Here is a 24,569-nt window from a genome sequence, read left to right on the forward strand (position 1 = left end):
TCCGATCAGCCCTTCATCGCGGCGACCGGCGGCGCGGTCTCGTCGCCGGTGAGGCTCTTCTGCGCGGTGGCGGTGAACGCGGTGCCGCTGCCGGTCAGGCTGGCCTGGAACATCGGCTGGAGCAGCGCGTGGTCCTCCTTGCGGATGGTCATCTTGCCCTTAACCCCGTCGAAGCTCCACCCTTCCAGGGCGGTGACCATCTTCTCCACGTCGTCGCCGCCCTCGGCGACCGCGCGGACCACCATCTGCGCGGCGGCGAAGCCGTCCGGGTGGAACAGGTCGAGGGTGCCGCCGGGGATCTTGGCCTTGGCGGCCTTGGCGGCTTCGGTGTCGCTGGCCCCGTCGAAGTAGTGCGACAGGAACGAGATCTTGCTGCCGGCCGCGCCGAACGTCGGCCAGGAGGCCCGGATGTCCAGCCCGGTGACGACCGTGGTGGAGGTGAGTACGCCCTGCTGGTCGAGGGTCTGCCACATGGCCGGGGCGGTGGTGCCGGCCCAGGCGACGAAGAGCAGGTCCGGCTTGGCGGCGGTGATCTGGCTGGCGAACGGGGTGAAGTCGGTGGCGCTGGCCGGGGCCCGGACGCTGCTCACCGTCGCGCCGGCCCCACCGATGACCGCCTTCACGGCGGCCTCGTTGGCGTCGCCGAACGCGCCGTCCTGGGCGAAGACCACGACCTTCTTGCCGGTCGGGTCGCCGATGAACGAGCGCGCGGTGACCACGTCCTGGTACGACTGCCGGCCGGAGCGGAACGTGTACCGGTTGGCTCCGGTGACCGCGTCGGTGGCGGCCGGGCCGGAGATGAAGAGGACCTTGTTCTGCGCGGCGATCGGGGCGACCTGCAACGCCACCCCGGAGGCGGTCGACCCGGCGAGGATCTTGTGGCCCTTGCCGATCAGGTCCTTCGCCGCCGACACCGCCTTGGCCGGGTCACCGGCGTCGTCCATCTCGGTGATCTCGATGGTCCGGCCGTCCACCTTGCCGGTGCCGTCGGTGGCGAAGTCCAGGCCGGCCTTGAACCCCTCGATGTACTGCTTGCCGTAGCTGGCCAGGGCTCCCGACTGGGAGTACACCAGGCCGACCTTGACCGGGGCGGCGTCGTCACCGCCACCGGTGGCGGTCTCCTGCGGGCTGCCGCAGGCGGTCGCGGCGACTGCCGCGGCCATCATGGTGGCGGCGGCGAGGACCGCGCGCCGCGTCGTCCGGACCGTCATAGCGACTCCACGTGAGGACTCGGGGGAAGAGGATTCGTTGTCGGCTCACGCTAGGAGTGACGTCACCCACGAGCTATGTGGCAGCAACACACAAGTAACACCGTCCGGATGGCCGATCCGGACAATCGTCCACCCTGATGTTTCTCTCCGATGGCCCCGATCCCCACTGCGTCGTGTCGGGTGGTGTCGGTCTGACCCAGGTTCACCTCGCGTGGTGGGTGCCGGCAGAGGCTCAGCGGTCTCAGCACCGTGCGGCGGCTCAGTGTCGCGCGGCGGCGGGTGACGGGCCGCAGCCGCCGAGGTGGCGGGCGGGTTGTGGGCAGCGCCGGCCGCCGTCGAGCAGCCGGTCACAGAAGACCCGGTGCCGTACGCCCTGCGCGTCCTCGTGCGAGACGGTGGTCTCGGCGCGGTCCACGTCGGCGAGGAAGCTCACCGCCCGGGTGACCGACCGGGCGAACCGCAGCGCGGCGGCCAGGTCGACGGCGATCACCGGCAGGTGCACGACGAACCGTTCCCGCTCCCGGTTCACCGGTGCAGCCTCGGCGCGAACCGGGACTGCCAGCTCCGCAGCGCCCGCTTGATCCGCACGTTCTCCTCGACCGTGTACGCCAGTTCGCGCCGGGCGACGGCCAGCTCACCGGCCACCCGGTGCAGGAACGCGTACACCTCCAGCGGGTCCAGGCCGTCCCGCCGTACGCTACGGAACCGCCGCTCCCGGATCTGGCACGCGGTCAACGGCCGGCAGGCGCCGGACCGGTACCACCCCTCGTTCGGTGACCGTCGCCGACCGTTCGCCGTCCGGACCTGCCGGTCGTTCGTCGCGCGGAGTCGCCGGTCGTTCGTGATGCGGAACAAGCTCCGCAGGAGTCTCATCGTCCCTCCGGTGGGGTCGGTGTGGAGGGCGGCCCGGCCGGCGGTACGGGGAAGCGGGCCGGGCCGCCGGCCCCGTGACCGCAGCCCTGCACGGCGGTACGACCACGAAGCCCACTGAGGCGTCCAACCCGGAGGGTTTGCCGAACCAACCGGAGCCGGACACCCAGCAACCTACACCAGTATATAAGGAAGCACTACCCGGAGTTACCTCATGTCGACAGCTTGTTGCAGTTACTGGTGGAGGTAGGGCAGGATCGGACGTGCCGAACCAACCGGAGTCCTCACCATGCCCACAGCACCAGCACCCTTCCGAGAGATCGCCAACGCGTTCACCGCGAAGATCAAGAGCGGCGAACTGAAACCCGGCGACAAGCTGCCCTCCACCCGGCAGATCGCCGAACAGTACGGCGTCAGCATGAACACCGCCTACCGGGCGATGTCGCTCCTGCACGACCGAGAGTTGATCACCGGCCAGCCGGGGCGCGGAACGTACGTCGCCGAACCTCGGCAGTAGCGACGGTCGGGCATGGCCGCACTCGGCTGAGGCGGAAGTCGACGCCGCTGCCGATCCCGCGATGTCTGGAGTCCTGTCATGACCACCGCACCAGCCTCGTTTCGCCTGATCGTGGACGAGATCGCCGAGAAGATCCGCACCGGCGAACTCAAGCCGGGAGAAAAGCTGCCCTCAACCAGTCAACTGGCCACGAAGTACGGCGTCAGCAACAACACCGTCTACCGGGCCCTGGCGATCCTGCACGATCGCGACCTGATCATCGGTCAGCAGGGGCGCGGGACGTACGTCGCCGAACCTCCGCCGGGTTGAATCTGAATCTTGGACAGTTTCCGTCCGCTGAGAACGGAAAGTGTCCAAGATTCAGGTCAGGCAGGCGAGGAAGGCCCGGTACGCCTCGTCGATCCTGCCGTCCTCGGTGTGTACCACCTTCGTCGCCGGGCGGTCCCGGATCACGGTCAGCAGCCGGTCGTACATCGCCGCCAGTTCGGCAAGCCCACCCTGTTGTTCGAGCATCCGGTGGGCGTCGAGGTGGGCCGGGTCCGTACTGGTGCGGGAACGGGCGAGGAACCGGCGCAGGGCGTTCTCCCGACTGTCGAGCAGTACCACCTCGTGGAAGACGGCGTCCACCTCGCCCGCGAGGCGTTCGGCCTGCTCGATGAAGGTGGGACGGGCGACGAGCTGCGGGATGACCACGTCGCGCCCACCCAGCAGGTGTGCCCGCGCGCCGGCCAACGCGACCGACCTCGCCAGCAGGCCCGCCGGGCCGGGCTGGTCGCGCCAGCCGCCGATCAGGTCGCGGACCCGGTCGACGTCCAGGTCGAGCGCGAGCGGATGATCCTCGACGTACCGCCGCGCCAGGGTCGACTTGCCGCAGCCGGGCGGCCCGTTCAACAGGATCAGCCGGGGCACCGCGCCAGTCTAGGGTTCGCACCGATCCGTCGACCGGCCCGCCCGGCTCCGGTACCGGCCACTCCGGATCATCCGGCCGAGATCACCTCTGGTAGCTTCCCGGGGACTCCTTGTGATCATCGACCACCCGGGCTACCTTATATCGATACTTATCGATAAATTGGAGGACGGATGCCCAGCAGCAGGCTCCGCAGGGTGGGATGGGTGGCGCTGGCCACGACCGCCACGCTGGTGGTCACCGGGGGCATCGCCCCGGCGGCGTCAGCCGACGTGACACCGATGGACCACTGCACGTCGGTGGACGGCGGCGAACTCGTGTACGACGACTTCACCAAGTACGACACCTCGTTGTCACACGCGGTGAACCAGTGGAACTCGCTGAACCCGATCAACGTCAGACCTGATGACGCCACCACCTACGCCGACCTCGACGTGTCCGACTACACGTCGTCCAGCGACAGCCGGGCCGGCTGGTTCGACTGCAGCGCCGGCGCGGACGACCTCAAACTGAACACGCACTGGATGGACGGCTACAACACGTCACAGAAACACGCCGTCGTCACCCACGAGTTCGGGCACGCCCTGAAGCTCGGACACGGACCGGAGGTCTCCGTCATGGACGCCTGCCCGGCCTGTTACAACCCGAACATGAACAACAATCTCCAGTCCTGGGACATCAGCTCGTATCACGCCGTGTGGGGGTACTGAATCATGAGTCGTCGCCTCGTCAAGCCGCTGGTCGCGGTGGTCACCGCCACCACGATGGCGATCGGCGGATGGTTCGCGTTCAGCTCGGCCGGGTCCGGCGGTACGCACGTCGTCCACTCCTCGTACTCGTTCGACGTGCACGACGACACCAAGGTCGCCGGGTTCGCCGACTACGTCGTGGTGGGCACCGTCGAGCGCGTCGCCGAGGTACAGGAACGCCACGGCGACACCCCGTACACGGTGTTCGACGTGCGGGTCCGGCAGACGCTCAAGGGCCAGCCGGTCCGGCACCTGCGGATCAGCCAGCTCGGCGGCACCCTCGACGACGAGTCCTGGCGGGTGGCGGGCGAACCGCTGCTGGAGACCGGTACCACGTACGTGCTGGCCGCCCGGACCGAACGCGGACTCGGCACCCACCAGTTGGTGGCCGGGGCCGACTTCCCGGTGGTCGACGCGGCGGCGACCACCGGCGCGACCTCCGGGCCGGTCGCCGAGTGGCGGCGCAACGTCGCCAACCAGCGCTGGCCCGAGGAGCTGCCCCGCACCCCGTGACGCCCCGGCCGGCAGATCGCCCCGGCGTCGGCCTGATAGGGCCGGCCCGCCACCCGGGCGGTCGGGTGGCGGGCCAGCGAGGGGAAAGGCGTGGAGGGCTCAGGCCAGGCCGGCGCGGGCGGCCACCGCGGTGTCCGGGTGGTCGGCGAAGACGCCGTCCAGGCCGAGCCGGTAGAACAGCTCGTACTCGGCGGTGATGTCGCCCCGGGCGTTCGGGTCGTTGCCGGTACGGAAGTCGGCGGGCAGGAACTGGTTCTCCGCGCGGAACGTCCAGGCGTGCACGATCAGCTTCTCCCGGTGCGCGTCCCGGACGATGGTGGTCGGGGCGAGCAGCTTGCCGGTGGCGTCCCGGGGCACGATCAGGTTCTTGTTCGCCCCGATGCCGTCGGCGTACCCGGCGATCCACCGCAGGCCGGCCGGCTTGGCCAGGTCGGCGTAGGTACGCGGGTCACCGGCGACGGTGAAGTCGTACGGCCGGCCGGACGCGTCGAGCAGCTGGGCCAGCGGCACGTCGATCATCCGGTCCAGCTTGCGCAGGTTCGCCGTCTCGAAGGACTGGATGATCACCGGCGAGTTGGGCCGGGTCAGCTTGTTGGCGCGCAGCACCTCGACCAGCGGCTCCTCCAGCGGCAGCCCGATCGACTGGAAGTAGGTCGGGTGCTTCGTCTCCGGGTACACGCCGATGGTCCGGCCCCGGGCCCGGCCCTCGGTCCGGGCCAGGTCGATGACCTCCTGGAGGGTGGGCACCTCGAACCGGCCGTCGTACGCGGTGTTGGTCACCCGGACCTGCGGCAGCCGTTCCTTGGCGCGCAGCGTCTTCAGTTCGGCCAGGGTGAAGTCCTCGGTGAACCAGCCGGTCACCGTGACCCCGTCGATGGTCTTCGTGGCCTTGCGGGCGGCGAACTCGGGGCGCGCGGCCACGTCGGTGGTACCGGAGATCTCGTTCTCGTGCCGGGCGACCAGCACGCCGTCCTTCGTCGGCACCAGGTCCGGCTCGATGTAGTCGGCGCCCATCCGGATCGCCAGCCGGTACGCCTCCAGGGTGTGCTCGGGCCGGTAGCCGCTCGCCCCGCGATGGGCGATCACGATCGGCCGGTCGGTGGCCCGTGCCCGCTCGGTACGCGGCTCCGGGCCGGCCCCGACGGCCGTGGTGGGCACGGCCACCGCGACCGTGAGCAGCGCGCCGGCCACACCGAGGGCGGAAAGGGTACGTCGCAACGCCGTCTCCTGTCGTCGAGAGGGAACGCCCACAGCCAAGCGGCGACCGGCGACCGGAAGTTGGTCTCCGGTTGGCCGTGGGATGAACGTCTCGACGGCCGGTGCCGAGCCTCGACAGTCGGTGCAGGTCCTCGACGGCCGGGAACGGCCCGGCCGGTCGGTGCAGGCCCCGGCCGGTCGGGGACGGCTCGGGGACGGCTCGGGGACGGAGCCGGGGCCGGACCGGGATGCCGGTTTCCCCGCCCCCGGTCCGGGTCGGCCGTGAAGATTGGCTGGTGCGCCGGTTTCTCCGTCATCCCGTACGGATCGTGCCGCTAGGCTTCCTGGTGGCGATCCTGCTGGGCACCGGCGTGCTGATGCTGCCCCCGGCCACCGCCGAGCACCGGTACACCCCGTTCGTGACCGCCCTGTTCACCGCCACCTCGGCGATCTCGGTGACCGGGATGAGCGTGGTGGACACCTCGACGTACTGGACCCCGGTCGGACTGGTGATGATCACCGTGCTGACCCAGCTCGGCGGGCTGGGCATCCTCACCGGCGCGACCCTGGTCATCCTGGTGGTGGCCCGGCAGTTGGGGCTGCGCAACCGGCTGCTGGTGCAGGCGGAGACGGCCGAGTTCGGCATCGGCGACGTCCGGCGGCTGCTGCTGCGGATCGGCCTGACCCTGCTGGTCTGCGAGGCCGTGATCACGGTGATCCTGGCGTTGCGCTTCACGCTGACCTACGACTACCCGTTCGGCCGGGCGGTCTGGTACGCCGTCTTCCACGCCGTCCAGGGCGTCAACAACGGCGGTTTCTCCCTCTACCCGGACAGCCTGGTCGGCTTCGACCGCGACGCCTGGGTCACCGTCCCGCTGGCCCTCGGGACGGTGGTCGGTGGGCTCGGCTTCCCGGCACTGTTCGAGGCTGTCCGGTCCTGGCGGCGACCGGGCCGCTGGACGGTCAACACGAAGCTCACCATCTGGGGCAGCGCCGTCCTGCTGGCGGTCGGCTTCGCGGTGCTGCTCTCCGCCGAGTGGAGCAACCCGCGCACGCTCGGCCCGTTGGGCTGGGCGGAGAAGGTGCTGGCCGCCTTCACCCAGGACGCGTTCATCCGTACCGGCGGGTTCAACACCGTCGACGTCACCCGGCTGGACGAGGAGAGCTACCTGCTGCTGATCGCGCTGATGTTCATCGGTGGCGGCAGCGCGTCCACCGCAGGAGGGATCAAGGTCGCGACGTTCTTCCTGCTGGCGTTCGTCATCTGGGCCCAGCTGCGCGGCGAGCAGGACGTCACCGTCGGCCACCGCCGGGTGGCGCCGGCCAGCCAACGGCAGGCGCTGACGGTGGCGCTGCTCAGCGTCGCCCTGGTGGTGGCCGGCACGGTGACGGTGATCCTGATGACCACCGGGATCACGTACGACAAGGTGCTGTTCGAGGTGACGTCGGCGTTCAGCACCACCGGACTCTCGGTGGGGGTGGCCGGGTCGCTGCCCGCCGCCGGCCAGGTCGCCCTGATCGTCCTCATGTACGTCGGCCGGGTCGGCACCCTCACCCTCGGCTCGGCGATCGCGTTGAACACCCGCACACGGCTGTACCGCTACCCGGAGGAGCAACCCATTGTCGGCTAGACGTTCCCCCGATCAGGACGGCCAGGGTGTCGTGGTGGTCGGCCTCGGCCGGTTCGGCAGCTACCTGGCCGGCTCACTGGGACAGCTCGGACACGAGGTGCTCGCCATCGACCGTGACCCGGCGGTGGTGCAGAGGTGGGGGTCCCGGCTGGACCGGGTGGTGCAGGCCGACGCGACCGACGAGGCGACGCTGCGCCAGCTCGGCGTGGCCGACTACGTACGGGTGGTGGTCTGCATCGGGGCGTCGGTGGAGGCGAGCGTCCTCACCGTGCTGGCCCTCGGGGAGGTCGGCGGGCCGGAGATCTGGGCGCGGGCCACCTCCGGCAAGCACGCCCGCATCCTCTCCGCTGTCGGTGCCCGGCACGTGGTGTTCCCGGAGGCGGAGACCGGGGAGCGGGTGGCCCATCTGATCGTGAGCAAGATGCTCGACTTCATCGAGTTCGACGACAACTTCGCGATCGCGAAGGTACGGGTGCCGCCGACCCTGGTGGGCCGCGGGCTGGGGGACATCACGCCGGCCGAGTGCCACGGTGTGCTGGTGGTCGGCGCGAAGCAGCCCGGCCACCGGTTCGGGTACGCCGCGCCGGACACGGTGCTCGCCGAGGGCTGCCTGCTGATCGTGGAGGGCACCATCGACCAGGTGCAGCGCTTCGCCGGGCTCAGTTGAGCCCGGCCGCCGGGACGGTCAGTCAGTCGTCGTCGGCACCGTCGTCGTCATCGTCGTCCTTTTCCCGGTCCTCGTCCGGGCTTGTTGCTTTTTTTGCCGCATCACCCTTTTCTTTGCCCTTGCCCTTCTCCTTGGGCTGGCCCTTGCCGGTGGACGCCGGACCACTGCCACCACCGGAACTGTTCCTCGCGCCGCCGGAGGTGTTCTTCGTCCCACCCGAGGTGGACCTCGTCCCGCCGGAGGTGGTCTTCGCGGCGGCGGGCGGGGTGGTCGGGGCCACGGTGGGTGACGGCGCGCTGCCGGCCACCCCGGAGACCCGGACATCGCACGTCCGGTCGTCGACCTGGAACCGCACCGGCAACGGGTTCGATCCGGCGTACCGGCCGGTCAGCGCGGTCCGCACGGCGGCACCAGGTGCCAGCGCGGCAGACCCGGCGGCCGGGTCGACCTCGACCGTGCGGCCCTGCTGCCGTACCGGGGTCGGGCTGCCGCTGGTCACCGTCTGGTCGCCGGGCAGGTCGAAACGGAGCGTCCAGTCGCGCAACTCCACCGGCCCGGTGTTGCTCAACGCCACCTCGGCGCGGAAGGTCCGGCCGTCGTCGCCGAGCAGCGTGTACGCCACCGTGCAGGGGGCGGGACCGTCCAACGCCATCCGGGCGTCGCCCGACCCGGTCTGGTCGCCGTTGGCGGCGGTCTGCCCGCTCATCCCCCACGCCACGCCGGTCACCGTCAACAACCCGACCGCCACCACCGCCACCTGCGCCCCGCGCCGCCGCTTCCCGACCGTCGGACGGGAGCGCCGCAGCGACAGCGGCAACGCGTCGGTCTCCGCCGACCAGGGCAGGAACGTGGTGCCGGCGTTCGCCAGCAGGTCCGGGTCGACCGGGCCGGCGGCCGGCGACACCGGCACGGCGGCCAGGATCCCGGCCGCGTCGGCCAGGCTCCGGGCCAGCTCGGCGCTGGACGGCCGGTCCCCGGGGCGCTTCGACAGGCAGCGGTGCACCAGGTCGGCCACCCCGTCGGGCAGGTCGGTCACCGGGGGCATCGGCCCCGGATCGGCGTACATGTGGGCGCGCAGCATCTGGGTGGTGGTGCTCGCCTCCCAGGGCAGCCGGCCGGTGAGCATCCGGTACAGGAGCAGCCCGACCGCGTACACGTCGGTGGCCGGGGAGACCTGGCCGTCGTCGAGCCGCTCCGGGGCCAGGTACGCCGGGGTGCCCAGCAGCGCGCCGTCCGGCCCCTTCTCGCTCTCCCCCACCAGCGCGGAGATGCCGAAGTCGACCACCTTGACGCCGGCCGGGGTGAGCATCACGTTGCCCGGGGTCACGTCCCGGTGCACCACCCCCCGGGCGTGCGCGGTCGCCAACGCGGAGGTGGTCTCGGCGGCGATGGTCAACGCGTCCCGCCAGGGCAGTCGCCGGTCCCGGCCGAGCCGGGCGGTCAACGGCTGGCCGTCCACCAGCTCCATCACCACGTACGGCACGGTCAACCCGACCTGCTGGGACTCGCCGTAGTCGTAGACGTTGGTGATGTGCGGGTGGACCAGTCGGGCGGCGGCCTGCGCCTCGGTGCGGATCCGGTGCCGGAACGCCCGGTCGCTGGCCAGCCGGGAGGCGAGCACCTTCACCGCCACCTGCCGGCCGAGCACCTCGTCGTAGCCGCGCCACACCACGGACATGCCGCCGGCACCGAGCTGTTCGATCAGCCGGTACCGGTCGCCGAGCAACTGCGCGCCGTTTCTGGCCCGTACCCCCATGGGGGTTCTACTTGCCCCACGGCAAGAAACCTAACCGTACGCCGACCGAATCGGTCAGAAACCGCCGGCGTGGCGGTCTCAGGCGGTGGCGAGGAGCTGGTCGACCGGGGCGTAGTCGTCGGTCAACACCAGGGCGTCCCCGACGAAGGCGGTCAGGTCGTTCCCGGTCAGCACCCGGGTCGGTTCGTTCAGGGCCCCGAGCCGGGGGGCGAGCGCGGCCAGCGGCAGCGGCTGGTCCGAGGCGACGATGAGGAAGTTCGACCCGTACTCCCCGGCCAGCGCGGCCGGCGGGGCGATCAGCGCGACGTGCCGGAACTCGGCGGCCACCGTGGCCACCTCGCTCCGGATGAACCGCAGCGGCGGATAGTCGATGACGTTCTGCACGTAGATCCCGCCCGGCCGGAGCACCCGGTGGATCTCGGCGGCCATCTCCCGGGTCGCCAGGTGCCACGGCACCACCAGATGCCCGAAGGCGTCCCCCACCACCAGGTCCCGACTGGCGGCCGGCTCGGCGGCGACCAGCATCCGGGCGTCCCCCACCTCGGCCCGCAGGTCCGGCCCGGTACGCAGGCCCAGCTTCTCCCGGCCCAGGTCGACCAGCCCACCGTCGATCTCGAAGACCAGGTTGTCGGTGCCGGGGCGGGTGGCGGCCAGGTAGCGGGGCATGGTGAAGCCGCCCCCGCCGACGTGCAGCGCGTCCAACCGCTGCCCGCTCGGGGCGGTCACGTCGGCGACCCGCCCGATCCACTGGGTGTACGCGAACTCCAGGTACGTCGGGTCTTCCAGGTCCACGTACGAGTGCTGGGCCGAGTTCAGCAGCAGCATCCGGCCGGTCGGGCGGCTGTCGTCGGTCTCGACCGACGCGCAGTGGTACTCGGTCTCCACGTCGCACGGGTCCGGGGCGACCGCGGCGAGGCTCGCCCCGGCCAGGCCGAGCACCGCCAGGGTGGCCCGCACCCGGGCCGGACCGGGCAGCGAGGTGCGCTCCTGCCGGCGCAGCCACACCCACAGCCCGACGCCGGTCAGCCCGAGCGCCACCGCCAGGCCCACCATGATCACCGAGCTGGGCAGGGCGGCCACCAGTACGAACCCGGTCAGCAGGGTGGCGGTGATGCCGCCCAGCGTGCCGATGCCGGAGAGCTTCCCGACCACCTGCCCGGTACGGCGCAGGTCGGCCAACTGGAGCTTCACCACCAGCGGGCTGACCGCCGACAGCAGGGCCGCCGGCACGAACACCGCCGCCGCGACCAGCAGGATGATCGCGCTGGCCGCGCCGCCGCGCAGCACCTCACCGGCGTACCGGACCACCGGCAGGGTGACCGCGGTGGCGATGCCGGCCAGCACCAGCGCCGGGGCCAGCAGCGGACGTGGGTCCCGCCGGTCGGCCAGCCAGCCGCCGGTCCACGCCCCGTACGCGATGGCGGCCAGCGCGATGCCGATCACCGAGCTGGTCACCTGGAGGGTCACCCCGACGTACGGGCCGACCAGACGCAGGGCGACGGTCTCCAGCACCAGCACCGCCCCGCTGGAGAAGAAGACCAGGAACGCGGCGAGCCCGTTGGGCAGCGCACGGGGCACCGCCGGCGCGGGCGGTGCCGGTGGGACGTCGACGTCGACCGGGGAGTTCGGGGAGCTCACCGCTGCGATGGTACGCAGCGTTCCTGGCAGGGATGGTCAGTACATGGAGAGGTGAACGTGGTTCGTGTGGTCGGCGGCCGGGCTGCCGCTGCCGCCGTACCGCTGCCACCCGGTGCCCGGGTGCCAGATCTGCCGGTACCAGATCACGTAGAGCACCCCGAGCCGGCTGGCGTTGCGGACGTACCAGGCGGCCAGCCGGTCGCCGTAGTCCTTGTCGCCGCCGGTGGCCGTCTCGTTCTTGAAGCCGCCGGTGGCGGCGGAGAAGTCGCAGGCCCGGCCCTTCGGGTGCTCGCCGGAGCCGCCAGGACGGAAGCAGGAGACGTACCGGTTGTAGCCGGCCGCCTGGGCCTGCTTGAGGGCGTGGTAGGTGCGCGGGGTGATGCAGTTGGAGGTGGTCGGGTCGTCGACCGAGCAGGACTCCGACGGCCAGGAGCCGTCCGGGTTGCGCGGCGCGGGCTTCGCCGAGGCCGAGCCGCCGCTGCCGAACCCGCCGCTCGGGCCGGAGCTGACCGCGGCCAGGGCCTTCTGGGCGTCCCGCTTCTTCTTGGCCATCAGGTTGACCTGCTTGAGCTGCTCACGGACCTCGGCGTCGATGGCGAGCTTGGCGATGTTCGCCCGCTCGCGTTCCTCGTTCAAGGTCCGGATCCGCTTGCCGTCCCGCTGGGCGATCACGTCCAGTTCGGCGGCCCGCTGGAGGAACTGCTCCGGCCCGGTGCTCTGCAACAGCAGCCCGGTGGCGTTGAGCCGGCCCAGCTTGTACGACTGGACGGCCACCTCGCCGACCTGCGCGCTCAGCCCGCCCAGCCGCGTCTCGATCTTCTTCAGCTCGGCGGTCAGCAGGGCCTGGCGCTTCTTGGAGTTGTCCAGCTTGGCCTGGGCCTCGATGTGCCCCTTGGCGCTGGCCTCCAACGCGTCGCGGAGCGCCTTGGTGCCGCCCTCGTTGGGTTCGGCGTGGGCGGGAGCGGCCCCGCCGACCAGCAGCGCCACCACGGCGAGCAGCGCGACCAGGGGTCGTAGGGCACGACACCGGGTGAAAGCCGTCCTGCGCACGAAAGTCGATTCCTCTCGTCAGCCGGGGCCGTCGTGGACGCCCGCCGCCCGGGGCCCGTACGGACCGACCGGATGCTCCCCCGCAGGCACGTCCTCGGGGCGAAGACCGCCGGTCACAATACCGGACCCGGAGCCGCTGGCAGAGCCGCCGACGACGCGGGTCGCGAATCGTCGACGCAGGGTCACCGGCCGAGCAGCGCGGCGTGCACCTCGGCCCAGATCCGCTCGTCCGCGGCGACCAGCAGCCCCCGGTCGTCGACCGCCGGATCGTACTCGGTGCCGTCGAACCGCCGGACCACCCCGCCCGCCTCCCGCACCAACAGCGCGCCGGGGAGATGATCCCAGGGCAGCGTCCGCCAGAACAGGACGAACTGCTGCGTCCCGGCGACCACGTCCAGGTACTCCCGGCCGGCGCAGTGCTGACCGGGCAGGAGTTCCCCGAGCCGCCGGCCACCGTCGGTGACCCGCTCCCGGGTGGCCGGGGGAAGGTACCGGCTCATCGCCGCGCCACGCAGCTCGCCGACCGCCGGGGTGTCGCCGGCCAGCGTCACCCGCCGGCCGTTCAGGTAGGTGCCGGCTCCGGCACGGGCCACCGCGAGGTCGTCGGCCAGCGGGTCCAGGATCCAGCCGGCCGCCGGCTCGCCGTCGGTCAGCAACGCCACCATCAGGGCGAACGGACGCCGTCCGGCGGCGAAGTTGGCGGTGCCGTCGACCGGGTCGACCACCCAGACGTCACCGCTGCCGGCCCCTACGTGCGCCAGCAGGTCGGGGTCGGCGGCGACCGCCTCCTCGCCGACCACCACCGAACCGGGCCGCAGCCGCAGCAGCCCCTCGGCGATCAGCTCCTCGGCCCGCTGGTCGGCCACGGTGACCACCTCACCGGGGGCCTTCTCGGTGATCTCGTGGTCGTCCAGCCGGCGGAACAGCGGCACGACGATCTCGTCGGCGGCCCGGCGGAGCAGCTTGCCGACCTCGTCGGAGAGGGTGTCGTCAGCCACGCGGCGGCAGCTTGACCACGCTGACGAAGAACTCGTCGATCTGCCGGACCACCGAGATGAACCGCTCGAAGTCGACCGGCTTGGTCACGTACGCGTTGGCGTGCAGCTGGTAGCTGCGCAGGATGTCCTCGTCGGCCTGGGAGGTGGTGAGCACCACCACCGGGATCCGGCAGAGCACCTCGTCCTTCTTGATCTCCTCCAGCACCTCCCGGCCGTCCCGGCGGGGCAGGTTGAGATCGAGCAGGATCAGGTCCGGCGTCACCGCGTCGGCGTACTGGCCCTCGCGACGCAGGTAGGCGAGCGCCTCGGCCCCGTCGGAGACGACGGTCAGCCGGTTGCGGAGCTTGTGCTCCTCGAACGCCTCCTGGGTCATCAACACGTCACCCGGATCGTCCTCCACCAGGAGAACCTCGATCGGGCTCTTGCCGTCCGCCGGAGCGGTCATCTCACTGTCTCCTTCGTGCCACCCGGCCTGCCGGTCCCCGCCCCGTCCGGGCGCTGGCCGTCAGCGTCCGGGCCGGGCTGGGCGGGCAAATCGGTCCGCTCGGTGTGGTCGGCGGGGTGGTCGGCCGGCGCGTCGCCGGCTCCTCCGGTGCGGTCCGCCTGCGCGTCGCCGTCCGGTCCGGTGTCCTCGGTCGCCGGGTCGCCGTCCTGTTCGGCACGCTCGGCCGCCGCGCGGGCCGCCTCCACGTCCTCGGGCAGCGCCGGGAGGGTGAACCGGATCGCGGTGCCCTCCGCGGTGTCGGTGTCCACCCAGACCCGACCACCGTGGTATTCGACGATCTTCTTGACGATCGCCAGGCCGATGCCGGTACCCGGGTAGGCGTCCTTGGAGTGCAACCGCTGGAAGATGACGAAGATCTTGTCGGCGAACTCCGGTTCGATCCCGATGCCGTTGTCCCGGCAGGTGATCTCCCACTCGTCGTCCACCAGCCGGGCCGAGACGTGCACCTTCGGCGGCACGTCCGGCCGGCGGAACTTCACCGAGTTGCTGACCAGGTTCACCAGGAGGTTGGTCAGCAGCGGCTCCTCACCGCGGATGGTGGGCAGCTCCGACCAGGTGAGTTCGGCGTCGACGTACTGCCGGGCGGCCTCGGTCTGCCCGGCCACCTCGCCCATCACCCGGTTCAGGTCGACCTCGGTGAAGCCGGTGGTGAGCCGGCCGATCCGGGAGAACGCCAGCAGGTCGTTGATCAGCCGCTGCATCCGCTGCGCGCCGTCCACCGCGAAGGCGATGTACTGGTCGGCGCGCTCGTCGAGCTGGCCGGCGTAGCGGCGCTGGAGGAGCTGGCAGAAGCTCGCCACCTTGCGCAGCGGCTCCTGGAGGTCGTGCGACGCCACGTAGGCGAACTGTTCGAGGTCACGGTTGGAGCGGACCAGTTCCTCGGCCTGCTTCTGGAGCTGGGTGTTGACCCACTCGATGCGCTCCCGGGCCTCCCGTACCTCGTCCAGGTCCTTGGCGATCTTGCGGCGCATCGCGTCCACGTCGTCGGCGAGCTGCTGGAACTCCGGCGGGCCGGACCCGTGGATGCGGTGCTGGTAGTCGCCCTCGGCGACCTCGCGCACCTGGCCGGCCAGCCCGGTCAGCGGCCGGATCACCATCCGCTCCAGGGCGATCAGCAGCAGCCCGCCGGCCACCGCCACCACCAGCGCCGCGATCACCAGCAGGACGACCAGCAGGTTGCCGGTCCGCTCCACGTGCCGGGCGGTGTCCTGCCGGGCGGTGAGGATCTCCCCTTCGAGCTGGGTCATGGTGGTGCGGATCTGGTCGAACTGCGCCCGCCCCTGGTCGTTGATCAACTCCTGGCCGGCGGCGGTGCCGTTCTGCTCGACCGCGGTGATCACCGGCACCGCCACCGCCCGGCGCCACTGCGCGGCCTGCGCCTCGACCTGGTCCAGGTCGGCGGTGATCTCCACGTAGTCGGCGGCGAGCCGGCGCATCGACGTCAGCCGCTCCTGCTCCTGCCGGACGCCGGTGTCGTACGGGGCCAGGTCGGCCCGGTCGCCGCTGACCGCGTACCCCCGGACCGCGGTCTCCTGGTCGAGCAGGGCGTTGAGCAGCTCCTGGGCCTGCACCCGCAGCGGACCGGCCTTGCCCAGCAGGGCGTCCGTGTGGGAGCGGTTCTGTGCCGCGACGGTCGCCTCGGCCGCGGCCAGGCCGACCAGGAACAGCCCCACCACGGCCAGCATGCTGACCACCCGCTGGCGCAGCGTCCAGCCCCTGCCCACCGGGGTCACCGGCCACCACCGCGGGTCACCAGCAGCATCGCCACGTCGTCGGCGAGCGGACCACCGTTGATCTGCTCGGCCCGGCCCACCAGCCAGGCCGGCAGCTCCGCCAGCGGAACCGCCTGGGCGTCCCGGTCACCGACCAGCTCGCTGAGCCCCGGCACGTCGAGTCGCTCCTCGCTGTCCCCGACGCGTCCCTCGATCAGCCCGTCGGTGTACATCAGCAGGGACCAGTCATCGGTGGCGAACTCCAGGTCGTAGGCGACGGGCCGGCGCGGGCGTACGCCGAGCAGCAGCCCGCCCGGCGCGGGCACCGGCGCGACCTTACCCCCGGCGATCAGCAGCGGTGGCGGATGCCCCGCCAGGCGTACGGTGGCCCGGTTTGCGGCCAGGTCCAGCCGGGTGGTCGCCACCGTCGCGAAGATCTCCTGGAGCCGGCGCTCGCTGATCAGCACCTGTTCCAGGGCGGGCAGCACCTCGTCGTCGGGCACCCCGGCCAGGATCAGCGCCCGCCAGGCCACCCGCAGTTCGACGCCGAGCGCTGCCTCGTCCACCCCGTGCCCGCAGACGTCGCCGACGATCAGGTCGACCCGGTCCGGCCGGGTCTGCACCACGTCGTAGAAGTCCCCGCCGATCAGGGCGGCGTGCCGGCCGGGCCGGTAGAAGGTGTGCACGGCGACCTGGTCGGTCTCCATCAGCGGCTGGGGCAGCAGACCCCGTTCGAGGCGGGCCGACTCGGCCTGGCGCAGCTCGACCTCGCGCAGCCGGCGGGCGTTCTCGTCGGCCCGCTTCCGCTCCACCGCGTAGCGCAGCGCCCGGGTCAGCAGGACCCCGTCGACCTGCCCCTTGACCAGGTAGTCCTGCGCGCCCTCGGCGACCGCGACGATGCCCAGGTGCTCGTCGGACCGGCCGGTCAGCACGCAGACCGCGGCCCCGCTGGACATGTCGAGCACCTGCCGCAGACCGTCCAGGCCCTGCGCGTCCGGCAGGCCGAGATCGAGCAGGACGCAGTCCACCCCGACGATGCGCTGCCGGGCCTCGCTCAGGCTCGTCGCGACCAGCAGGTCGATCATCGAGTTGGTCTCGGCGAGCAGCTCACCGACGAGGAACGCGTCGCCCTCGTCGTCCTCGACCAGCAGGACCCGCAGCCGCTCACCCGGCGGCAGGGCGGGATGCCGCCCGAGGCCGCCGTGCGGGTACGCCAGCGGCGCGACGGTGGAGCCGGTCAACCCGGCCCCCGGCACGGACCGGGTCACCGCCGCGAGGCGCGGAAGCTCACTACTGATGTCGGGACTCCTTCCGAGTGCCCTGCTGATCCTGTATTAGACAACGGTCGCACACAACACGACGGCCACGGCACGGGCCGAGATGGGCTCCGTCACTACGCATCGGCCGACAAACCGGACACGCACCTCCCGCCCCCACCCACCATCCCCGTAGGAGAACCCGTGGGCACACCGCCCCCCACTCCGGCCGCCGACCGGGCGTTCGCCCGGCCCCGCCGACGAGCGGTCGCCGCGCTGGCCGCGCTGGCCGCGCTCGTCGCGGTCGCCGCCGGTGTCCTGTTCGACCTCCGTACGCCCGCAGTGGCCCCGCCGGACGCACCCGCCACCGAGTTCAGCGCCAGCCGGGCGTACGAACACGTCCAGGTGGTCGCCGCCCGTACCCACCCCGCCGGCAGCCCGGCCAACGACCAGGTACGCGGCCACCTGGAACGGACCCTGCGCGACCTCGGCCTGGAGACCTCGGTGCAGGACACCGTCGCCCCGGAGGCCGGTCAGCTCAGCGGGGCGGCCAGCGGCACCACGCTGGCCCGGGTCCGCAACGTGGTGGCCCGGCTGCCCGGCACCGATCCGACCGGCCGGGTCTTCCTGGTCGCCCACTACGACTCGGTGCAGTCCGGGCCGGGCGGCAACGACGACGCCGCCGGCACCTCCACCATCCTGGAGGTGGCCCGCGCGCTGACCAGCGGCCCGAAGCCCCGCAACGACGTCGTGTTCGTGCTGACCGACGCCGAGGAGGCGTGCCTGTGCGGGGCGGCGGCGTTCGCCGCCGAGCACCCGCTCGCCGCCGACGGCGGGGTGGTGCTCAACCTGGAGGCGCGCGGCTCCACCGGGCCGGTGATCATGTTCGAGACGTCCCGGCGCAACGCCGCCCTGGTGGACGTGTTCGGCCGGGCCGCCCCGCACCCGGTGGGCACCTCGTTCGCCGTCGAGGTGTACCGGCTGCTGCCCAACGACACCGACTTCACCGCGTTCCTCGACGAGAACTTCGCCGGGCTCAACTCGGCGTACCTGGACGGCGGGGCGATCTACCACACCCCGCTGGACACCCCGGCCAGCATGGACCGGCGCAGCCTCCAGCACCACGGGGACAACGCGCTCGCCCTGGCCCGCGAGTTCGGCCGGATCGACCTGGACACCCTGGCGGCCGGACACGACGCCACCTACTTCCCGGTGCCCGGCGGGCTGGTCCGCTACCCCGGCTGGGCGACCTGGCCGCTGGCCCTGGCCGCCGTGCTGGCCGTCGGCGCGCTCGGCTGGCTGGCCCGGCGGCGGGGCCGCACCAGCCTGCCCCGGCTGGCCGCCGGCTTCGGGCTGGCCCTGGTGCCGGTCGTGGTCGCCCCGCTGGCCGCCTGGCTGCTCTGGGCCGGCGTGCTCGCCGTCCGGCCCGGGTACGCCGAACTGCTCGACCCGTACCGGCCGGGCTGGTACCGGCTGGCCGTGGTGGCGCTGGCCGCCGCCGTCCTGTTCGGCTGGTACGCGCTGACCCGGCGCGCCGTCGGCCCGGCCGCGCTGGCCGTCGGCGGGCTCGGCTGGCTCGCCCTGTTCGGCGTACTGCTGGCCCTGGCCGCGCCCGGCGGGTCGTACCTGGCGACCCTGCCGGCCCTGGCCGGCGCGCTCGCCGGGCTGGTCGCGCTGGCCCTGCGGATCGACGGCCCCGGCCCGGTGGTCGCGGTGACCGTCGGCGCGGCGGTCGGCGTGCTGGTGCTGCTGCCCACCGTGGTGCTGCTGTTCCCGGCGCTGGGCATGGGCATGGGTGCGGTGGCCGCGCTGTTCGCGGTGCTGCTCGGGCTGGCCGCGCTGCCCGTGGTGGACCTGCTGCACCCGCCGGCCGGCGGGGAACGCGGGATGGCCGCCGCGCGGGCCCGCCGCCGGGGCGCGCTGCCGGCGCTGGCCGCGGCGCTCGCGGCGGCGGTGTTCGCCGGGGTCGGGCTGGCCGTGGACCGGTTCGACGCCGCCCACCCCATCCCCACCCACCTGATGTACGCGTTGGACGCCGGTACCGGACAGGCCCGCTGGCTCAGCCACGAGACCGACCCGCAGCCCTGGACCGACGGGTACGTCGGCGGGGTCGAGCAGGTCGACGGGGAGTTCCCCGGCCTCGGGGACACCGAGCTGCGTACCGGTCCCGCCCCGGCGGCCGACCTGCCCGCCCCGACGGTGCAGGTGCTGGCGGACGACACCGCGCTGAACCGGCGCACGCTGCGGCTGCGGATCGTGCCGCAACGGCAGGTCCGGCTGCTCACCCTGCACGTGGACGTGAACACCGCGCACGTGCAGCAGGCCACGGTGGCCGGTCGGCCGGTGTTCTTCGACCGGATCACCGGTGAGCAGCGCTGGGACTTCGGGATCGTGTTCCACGCCCCGCCGCCGGAGGGCGTCGAGGTGACGCTGGTCCTCGCGCCGAAGGCCGACCGGGCGGCCCTGCGGGTGATGGACGCCAGCGACGGGCTCGACGCCCTGCCCGGTTTCCGGCCCCGGCCCGCCGACGTCGGCGTGGTCGGCTCGCACTCCTCCGAGATGCTGGCGGTGGCCCGCACCTACCAGCTGTGACGACGCGGCCCTGACGTCGGCGGCGGGGTACGTCGCCGACGTCAGGGCCGGTGTCGCGGGTGCCGCCGACGTCCCGTTTCGGGGCGTCGGCGGTGGCAGCGCGCCGGCGTCCGTCGGGCCCGGACCGGGTCAGTACCGGACGCGGTACCAGTGGTCGGTCTCGCCGGGGATCGGTTCCAGCCCGATGGTGGTGCCGCCCGGCTGGTCGAAGATGCGTACCCCGTCGCCGAGCAGCACCGGGGCGAAGAAGATCAACACCTCGTCGAGCAGCCCGGCCGCGAGGCACTGCCGGGCGACGTCCGCGCCGAGGACGTTCACGTACCGGTCACCGGCGGCCTCCCGGGCGGCGGCCACCGCGCGGTGCAGGTCGTCCACGAAGACGACGCCCGCCGGCGGGTCGGCCGGCGGCCGGTGGGTGAGCACGAAGGCCGGCCCGTGGTACTGGCCGCCGAACGCGCCCTCCTTGTCGGTGCCCCGGTTCGGGTCGTCACCACCGAAGGTACGGTTCCCGGCCAGGATCGCGCCCACGTTCGCCAGCAGGCGCTCCGCCGTCGGGTTCGGACCCGTCAGGTGGTCCTTCAGCCAGGACATGTCGCCCCCCGGGCCGGCGATGAAGCCGTCGAGCGACGCCGTCGCCGAGTACAGCAGCTTGGCCATGGTTCTCCTCGTGGTGCGGGTTCCGTCCCTACTTCACTTCCAACGGAAGTGGACGAACAGCCGGCCGAAGTTCTTGGAGTCCTTCTCGACCCGGTGGTAGAGCTGCTTGATCTCTTTCTGGTCGAGGAACCGCAGCACCCGCTTCTTGAGCTGGCCCGACCCCTTGCCCGGGATGATCTCGACGAGGGTGGCCTTCTTCGCCACCGCCTCGTCCATGATCCCGCGCAGCGCCCGGTCGATGTCCTGGCCCCGGTTGAAGATGTCGTGCAGGTCCAGCTTCAGTTTCATCGCGCGCCCCGGTCCGGTCTCGTGCCGCCCGCCGGCCGGGTGCTCCGGGCACCCGGCCGACAGGCCGACTCCATGACCGCCAATCGTAGGTCGGCCGGGGTCGCCACCGGGTCAGCGTGCGCCGCCGACCCGGCCCTCCACCCGGTTCAGGGCGGTCCGGTACTCGTCGTTGGTCGCGTACATCGCGGCGGCGATCCGCAGGTGCCGCAGCGCGTCCGCCGGACGGTTCAGCCGCTCCAGGGTCCGACCGAGGACGTGGTGCGCGTAGTGGTCGCTCGGGTCCCGGTCGACCAGTTCCCGCAGCTGCTCCTCGGCCCGACCGAGCTGGGCCGACTGGAAGTACGCGCGGGCCAGGAGCTGACGTACCGCCGCGTTGCCCGGCTCGGCCGCGACGATCGGCTCCAGCAGCCGGGCCGCCCCGGTCGGGTCACCGGCCTCGAAGAACATGGTCGCCCGTCGGTAGTCCGCCAGAAGATCCATCAGACCCAACCTCCTCGTGTCGTACCGCCGCCTGAACCCGACGCTGGCACAACACTTCCCGGGGCGCGGCTGTTCCCCGCCCGCTATCCGGTGAGCTGCCAGGCGCGGACGCCGCCGACCAGGGCGGCGGTGTTCGGGACGACCACCACGTCCTCGCCCATCCGGGTGAGCTGTTCGGGACGGATCAGCCGGGAGTTGCCGCCGCCGAGGTACAGCCGGTCCCAGCGGAAGACCGGGCGCAGCCCCTCCACCACCTGCCGGACCCGACGGGACCAGAAGCCGTCGCCGAGCCGGCGGCGCTCCGGCTCACCGACGTAGGTGTCGTAGGTCGTCCCCCAGCGGACCGGGGCGTGCGACAGCTCCAGGTGCGGGGCGAGCACGCCGCCGTCGAACAGCGCGCTGCCCAGCCCGGTGCCGAGGGTCAGCACCAGTTCACAGCCGCTGCCGGCGACCACCCCGGCCCCGTGCACCTCGGCGTCGTTGAGCACCAGCGCGGGCAGGCCGAAGGCGTCGGTCAGTGCGGTCCGCGCGTCGTACCCGGACCACTGCGCGAACAGGTCCGGGTCGATCTTCGTCCGGGGCCCGGCCCGGGTCACGTAGTGCGGGGTCGCCACCACCACCCCGTGCCGGATCATGCCGGGCATCCCGACGGTCAGCCGGTCCGCCGCCGGAAGCTGGCCGGCGAGGTCCAGCAGCGTCTTGACGAACAGCTCCGGCGGCAGCGGGTACGGCGTGGGCACCCGCAACGGCCGGGCGCGCATCGTGCCCGCCTCGTCCAGTACCGTCCCCTTGATCCCACCGCCACCGCAGTCGATCGCCAACGTGGTCACCACGCCGGCCAGTCTGCCCAATCCGTTCGGCCGGCGCAGGCCCAGCCGGATAGCATTCGCCTCCTGATGAGCGCCACGATGATCGTCAAGGACCTCTCCGCCGGCCACGGCGACCGGCTCCTCTTCGCCGGACTCGACCTGGTGGTCGCCCCCGGCGACGTGATCGGCCTGGTCGGGGTGAACGGGGCCGGGAAGTCGACGCTGCTGCGTACCCTCGCCGGGCTGCTGCCCGTCGAGGCCGGCAGCGTCACGCTGAACCCGCCCACCGCGAACGTCGGGCACCTGCCGCAGGAGGCGGAACGCCGCCCCGGCGAGACGGTCCGCGACTTCCTGGGCCGGCGGACCGGGGTGACGGCGGCGCAGGCCGCGCTGGACGCGGCGACCGAGGCGCTCGCCGCCGGGGCGGCCGGGGCCGACGACAGGTACGTTGAGGCGCTGGAGCGGTGGCTCGCCCTGGGCGGGGCGGACCTGGACGACCGGGCCGCGCAGGTGGCCGCCGAGCTGGGCCTCACCGTCGACCTGGACCACCCGATGACCGGGCTCTCCGGCGGCCAGGCGGCACGCGCCGGCCTGGCGTCGCTGCTGCTCAGCCGGTACGACATCTTCCTGCTCGACGAGCCGACCAACGACCTGGACCTGGCCGGGCTGGCCCAGCTGGAGGAGTTCGTCACCGGGCTGCGGGCCGGCACCGTGCTGGTCAGCCACGACCGGGAGTTCCTGACCCGCACGGTGACCCGGGTCCTCGAACTCGACCTGCACCAGCAGCGGATCCAGCACTACGGCGGCGGCTACGCGGCGTACCTGGAGGAGCGCGAGGTGGCCCGCCGGCACGCCCGCAACGAGTACGAGGAGTACGCCGACACCCGGGCGTCCCTGGAGGAGCGGGCGCGGACCCAGCGATCCTGGATGGAGAAGGGCGTCCGCAACGCCCGCCGCAAGGCCACCGACAACGACAAGATCGGCCGGAAGTTCCGGTCCGAGGCTTCCGAGAAGCAGGCCGCGAAGGCCCGGCAGACCGAGCGGTTGATCGAACGGCTGGAGGTGGTCGAGGAGCCGCGCAAGGAGTGGGAGCTGCGGATGGAGATCGCCGCCGCGCCCCGCGCCGGCGCCGTCGTGGCCGCGCTGCGCGGTGCCGTGGTACGCCGGGGAGGGTTCACGCTCGGCCCGGTGAACCTCCAGATCGACTGGGCCGACCGGGTGGCGGTGACCGGGGCGAACGGGTCCGGCAAGTCCACCCTGCTGGCCGCGCTGCTCGGGCGGCTGCCGCTGGACGCCGGACACGCCTCGCTCGGCCCGGGGGTGGTGGTCGGCGAGGTCGACCAGGCCCGGGGACTCTTCCTCGGCGACCAGCCGCTGATCGACGCCTTCCGGGCCGCCGTACCGGAGCTGAACCCGGCGGACGTGCGGACCCTGCTCGCCAAGTTCGGCCTGCGGGCCGGGCACGTGCTGCGGCCGGCGGCGACCCTCTCCCCGGGCGAGCGGACCCGGGCGGCGCTCGCCCTGCTCCAGGGGCGCGGGGTGAACCTGCTGGTGCTGGACGAGCCGACCAACCACCTGGACCTGCCGGCGATCGAGCAGTTGGAGTCGGCGCTGGACAGCTACCCGGGGACGCTGCTGCTGGTCACCCACGACCGGCGGATGCTGGACGCGGTACGCACCGACCGGCGGTTGCGGGTGGACGCCGGACGGGTCACCGAGGACTGATCCGGGTTCCCGACCCGCATCCGGACCCGGCACCCACCGACCCGGCCAACCGGTGCATACCGGGCGCGGATCCGGGTAACGGCGGGCTGGAGGTGGCCCGCATGGTCGCGACGGCGCAGGCACCGCCCTCGGCCGAACGGCTGCGGGCGATCGACGTGTTTCTCCGCGAGGCGTGGACGGACCAGGCCCGGCACGACGACCGGCTGCGTGACCTGGCGGTGCAGGTGACCTTCGACCGGGGGGTGGCCCACCTGACCGGGGCGGTGGACGAACCCGCCCAGCTACGGCTGGTCCGGGACCGGGTCGGCCGGCTGGCCGGGGTCTTCGGGGTCTGGGGGCGGGTCGCCGTCGGCGGCCGGGAACCGGTCGTCGTGGACCTGGGCTGCGGCGGCACCAAGCAGTACCCGGGCAACCTCGGCCTGGACATCTACCCCGCGCCGGGGGTGGACGCGGTGGCGGACCTGTCCGGGGCGCTGCCGCTGGCCGACGACTCGGTCGACGTCCTCTTCGCGGTACACATCCTGGAACACCTGATCGACTTCCTGCCGCTGCTGGACGAGTGCCACCGGGTACTCCGCCCGGGTGGCGTCCTGCACGTGATGAGCCCCTGGTGGCGGCACGTGAACGCGGTCGCCGACCCGACCCACGTACGGCTCCTCGACGTACAGACGATCAAGGGGATCTGCGGGCAGCGGCCACCGGGCACCCCCCGCTGGTACCCGCTGCACGTCGGCTGCGACGCCGCCTCGATCTTCGCCGACCTGACCCCGCTCGGCCCGGACGACCCGGGACCGGAGCCGGCGCACCTGGCCCGCTTCTTCGACTGACCGGCCCGCATCTC

The 24,569-nt window shown here is 72.5% G+C and carries 25 protein-coding genes; 9 read left to right on the forward strand and 16 right to left on the reverse strand.

The features are described from left to right. Positions 1-5 precede the first annotated feature (5 nt). The 3 genes from PVK37_RS02990 to PVK37_RS03000 all read right to left on the reverse strand — a co-directional run bounded on the left by PVK37_RS02990 (position 6) and on the right by PVK37_RS03000 (position 2,084). Positions 6-1,211 carry a substrate-binding domain-containing protein gene (locus tag PVK37_RS02990; protein WP_275032143.1) on the reverse strand — a complete coding sequence of 402 codons (1,206 nt, stop codon included), beginning with the start codon at positions 1,209-1,211 and terminating at the stop codon, positions 6-8. 259 nt (positions 1,212-1,470) lie between these two features. Then, positions 1,471-1,740, reverse strand: a complete 270-nt coding sequence (locus PVK37_RS02995; protein ID WP_275032144.1) for a hypothetical protein — start codon at positions 1,738-1,740, stop codon at positions 1,471-1,473. Further along, on the reverse strand, positions 1,737-2,084 hold the full coding sequence (locus PVK37_RS03000; protein ID WP_275032145.1) for a DivIVA domain-containing protein: 348 nt from the start codon (positions 2,082-2,084) through the stop codon (positions 1,737-1,739). Before PVK37_RS03000 ends, PVK37_RS02995 begins: the two co-directional genes overlap by 4 nt. Positions 2,085-2,370: 286 nt before the next feature. Here PVK37_RS03000 and PVK37_RS03005 point away from each other — a divergent pair, with 286 nt between their 5' ends. Further along, on the forward strand, positions 2,371-2,598 hold the full coding sequence (locus tag PVK37_RS03005; RefSeq protein WP_275032146.1) for a winged helix-turn-helix domain-containing protein: 228 nt from the start codon (positions 2,371-2,373) through the stop codon (positions 2,596-2,598). A 78-nt stretch (positions 2,599-2,676) separates the two neighbouring features. Next, entirely contained in the window at positions 2,677-2,907 is a 231-nt protein-coding gene (locus PVK37_RS03010) for a GntR family transcriptional regulator (RefSeq protein WP_275032147.1), read from the forward strand. 51 nt (positions 2,908-2,958) lie between these two features. On the opposite strand, the gene PVK37_RS03015 is transcribed toward PVK37_RS03010, so the two are convergent. After that, on the reverse strand, positions 2,959-3,507 hold the full coding sequence (locus tag PVK37_RS03015; protein WP_275032148.1) for an AAA family ATPase: 549 nt from the start codon (positions 3,505-3,507) through the stop codon (positions 2,959-2,961). Positions 3,508-3,711: 204 nt separating this feature from the next. Between PVK37_RS03015 and PVK37_RS03020 the strand changes: the two genes are divergently transcribed. Both PVK37_RS03020 and PVK37_RS03025 read left to right on the forward strand, forming a co-directional pair. Then, complete coding sequence (locus PVK37_RS03020) at positions 3,712-4,215, forward strand: zinc metalloprotease (protein WP_275032149.1); 504 nt, start codon at positions 3,712-3,714, stop codon at positions 4,213-4,215. A 3-nt stretch (positions 4,216-4,218) separates the two neighbouring features. Continuing rightward, a complete protein-coding gene (locus PVK37_RS03025; protein WP_275032150.1) occupies positions 4,219-4,767 on the forward strand; it encodes a hypothetical protein in 549 nt (182 codons plus the stop codon). Positions 4,768-4,866: 99 nt separating this feature from the next. Here the strand turns inward: PVK37_RS03025 and PVK37_RS03030 are convergent, their stop codons facing one another. Next, positions 4,867-5,985 (reverse strand): glycerophosphodiester phosphodiesterase, encoded by a 1,119-nt coding sequence (locus PVK37_RS03030; protein WP_275032151.1) that lies wholly within the window; start codon positions 5,983-5,985, stop codon positions 4,867-4,869. 275 nt (positions 5,986-6,260) lie between these two features. Between PVK37_RS03030 and PVK37_RS03035 the strand changes: the two genes are divergently transcribed. Then, entirely contained in the window at positions 6,261-7,595 is a 1,335-nt protein-coding gene (locus tag PVK37_RS03035) for a TrkH family potassium uptake protein (RefSeq protein ID WP_423790990.1), read from the forward strand. Then, complete coding sequence (locus PVK37_RS03040) at positions 7,585-8,262, forward strand: potassium channel family protein (RefSeq protein ID WP_275032153.1); 678 nt, start codon at positions 7,585-7,587, stop codon at positions 8,260-8,262. The genes PVK37_RS03035 and PVK37_RS03040 overlap by 11 nt, the downstream gene beginning before the upstream one ends. Before the next feature lie 22 nt (positions 8,263-8,284). On the opposite strand, the gene PVK37_RS03045 is transcribed toward PVK37_RS03040, so the two are convergent. The 7 genes from PVK37_RS03045 to PVK37_RS03075 all read right to left on the reverse strand — a co-directional run bounded on the left by PVK37_RS03045 (position 8,285) and on the right by PVK37_RS03075 (position 17,189). Next, a complete protein-coding gene (locus PVK37_RS03045) occupies positions 8,285-10,018 on the reverse strand; it encodes a serine/threonine-protein kinase (protein WP_275032154.1) in 1,734 nt (577 codons plus the stop codon). A gap of 78 nt (positions 10,019-10,096) precedes the next feature. Continuing rightward, positions 10,097-11,656, reverse strand: coding sequence for a fused MFS/spermidine synthase (locus tag PVK37_RS03050; protein WP_423790991.1), 1,560 nt, complete (start codon positions 11,654-11,656; stop codon positions 10,097-10,099). A gap of 36 nt (positions 11,657-11,692) precedes the next feature. Continuing rightward, a complete protein-coding gene (locus PVK37_RS03055) occupies positions 11,693-12,706 on the reverse strand; it encodes a coiled-coil domain-containing protein (protein WP_275032155.1) in 1,014 nt (337 codons plus the stop codon). 182 nt (positions 12,707-12,888) lie between these two features. After that, positions 12,889-13,704, reverse strand: coding sequence for an inositol monophosphatase family protein (locus tag PVK37_RS03060; protein ID WP_275032156.1), 816 nt, complete (start codon positions 13,702-13,704; stop codon positions 12,889-12,891). After that, entirely contained in the window at positions 13,697-14,149 is a 453-nt protein-coding gene (locus PVK37_RS03065; protein ID WP_275032157.1) for a response regulator, read from the reverse strand. The genes PVK37_RS03060 and PVK37_RS03065 overlap by 8 nt, the downstream gene beginning before the upstream one ends. Next, a complete protein-coding gene (locus tag PVK37_RS03070) occupies positions 14,146-15,942 on the reverse strand; it encodes a sensor histidine kinase (RefSeq protein ID WP_423790992.1) in 1,797 nt (598 codons plus the stop codon). Before PVK37_RS03070 ends, PVK37_RS03065 begins: the two co-directional genes overlap by 4 nt. After that, entirely contained in the window at positions 15,939-17,189 is a 1,251-nt protein-coding gene (locus PVK37_RS03075) for a PP2C family protein-serine/threonine phosphatase (protein WP_423790993.1), read from the reverse strand. The genes PVK37_RS03070 and PVK37_RS03075 overlap by 4 nt, the downstream gene beginning before the upstream one ends. A 192-nt stretch (positions 17,190-17,381) precedes the next feature. Between PVK37_RS03075 and PVK37_RS03080 the strand changes: the two genes are divergently transcribed. Further along, a complete protein-coding gene (locus PVK37_RS03080) occupies positions 17,382-19,769 on the forward strand; it encodes a M28 family peptidase (protein ID WP_275032158.1) in 2,388 nt (795 codons plus the stop codon). 129 nt (positions 19,770-19,898) lie between these two features. Here PVK37_RS03080 and PVK37_RS03085 read toward each other — a convergent pair whose 3' ends face one another. The 4 genes from PVK37_RS03085 to PVK37_RS03100 all read right to left on the reverse strand — a co-directional run bounded on the left by PVK37_RS03085 (position 19,899) and on the right by PVK37_RS03100 (position 22,027). Next, positions 19,899-20,426: a dihydrofolate reductase family protein gene (locus tag PVK37_RS03085; RefSeq protein ID WP_275032159.1), complete on the reverse strand. Its 528-nt coding sequence runs from the start codon at positions 20,424-20,426 to the stop codon at positions 19,899-19,901. A gap of 33 nt (positions 20,427-20,459) precedes the next feature. Further along, positions 20,460-20,714, reverse strand: a complete 255-nt coding sequence (locus PVK37_RS03090; protein ID WP_275032160.1) for a Smr/MutS family protein — start codon at positions 20,712-20,714, stop codon at positions 20,460-20,462. A gap of 111 nt (positions 20,715-20,825) precedes the next feature. After that, positions 20,826-21,194 (reverse strand): tetratricopeptide repeat protein, encoded by a 369-nt coding sequence (locus PVK37_RS03095; protein ID WP_275032161.1) that lies wholly within the window; start codon positions 21,192-21,194, stop codon positions 20,826-20,828. A gap of 83 nt (positions 21,195-21,277) precedes the next feature. Then, entirely contained in the window at positions 21,278-22,027 is a 750-nt protein-coding gene (locus tag PVK37_RS03100; RefSeq protein WP_275032162.1) for an ROK family protein, read from the reverse strand. Positions 22,028-22,090: 63 nt separating this feature from the next. Between PVK37_RS03100 and PVK37_RS03105 the strand changes: the two genes are divergently transcribed. Both PVK37_RS03105 and PVK37_RS03110 read left to right on the forward strand, forming a co-directional pair. After that, a complete protein-coding gene (locus tag PVK37_RS03105; RefSeq protein ID WP_275032163.1) occupies positions 22,091-23,728 on the forward strand; it encodes an ABC-F family ATP-binding cassette domain-containing protein in 1,638 nt (545 codons plus the stop codon). Between the two features lie 101 nt (positions 23,729-23,829). After that, positions 23,830-24,555, forward strand: a complete 726-nt coding sequence (locus tag PVK37_RS03110; protein ID WP_275032164.1) for a methyltransferase domain-containing protein — start codon at positions 23,830-23,832, stop codon at positions 24,553-24,555. Positions 24,556-24,569: the final 14 nt, after the last annotated feature.

The organism is Micromonospora cathayae (assembly GCF_028993575.1).
GTDB classification, from domain to species: domain Bacteria; phylum Actinomycetota; class Actinomycetes; order Mycobacteriales; family Micromonosporaceae; genus Micromonospora; species Micromonospora cathayae.

Bases quoted from the DNA above. Each gene is read 5' to 3' on its own strand.
- PVK37_RS03000 (WP_275032145.1), bottom strand. From the start codon at position 2,084: ATGAGACTCCTGCGGAGCTTGTTCCGCATCACGAACGACCGGCGACTC.
- PVK37_RS03090 (WP_275032160.1), bottom strand. From the start codon at position 20,714: ATGAAACTGAAGCTGGACCTGCACGACATCTTCAACCGGGGCCAGGAC.
- PVK37_RS03095 (WP_275032161.1), bottom strand. From the start codon at position 21,194: ATGGATCTTCTGGCGGACTACCGACGGGCGACCATGTTCTTCGAGGCC.
- PVK37_RS02990 (WP_275032143.1), bottom strand. From the start codon at position 1,211: ATGACGGTCCGGACGACGCGGCGCGCGGTCCTCGCCGCCGCCACCATG.
- PVK37_RS03045 (WP_275032154.1), bottom strand. From the start codon at position 10,018: ATGGGGGTACGGGCCAGAAACGGCGCGCAGTTGCTCGGCGACCGGTAC.
- PVK37_RS03025 (WP_275032150.1), top strand. From the start codon at position 4,219: ATGAGTCGTCGCCTCGTCAAGCCGCTGGTCGCGGTGGTCACCGCCACC.
- PVK37_RS03110 (WP_275032164.1), top strand. From the start codon at position 23,830: ATGGTCGCGACGGCGCAGGCACCGCCCTCGGCCGAACGGCTGCGGGCG.
- PVK37_RS03105 (WP_275032163.1), top strand. From the start codon at position 22,091: ATGAGCGCCACGATGATCGTCAAGGACCTCTCCGCCGGCCACGGCGAC.
- PVK37_RS03085 (WP_275032159.1), bottom strand. From the start codon at position 20,426: ATGGCCAAGCTGCTGTACTCGGCGACGGCGTCGCTCGACGGCTTCATC.
- PVK37_RS03005 (WP_275032146.1), top strand. From the start codon at position 2,371: ATGCCCACAGCACCAGCACCCTTCCGAGAGATCGCCAACGCGTTCACC.
- PVK37_RS03065 (WP_275032157.1), bottom strand. From the start codon at position 14,149: ATGACCGCTCCGGCGGACGGCAAGAGCCCGATCGAGGTTCTCCTGGTG.
- PVK37_RS03010 (WP_275032147.1), top strand. From the start codon at position 2,677: ATGACCACCGCACCAGCCTCGTTTCGCCTGATCGTGGACGAGATCGCC.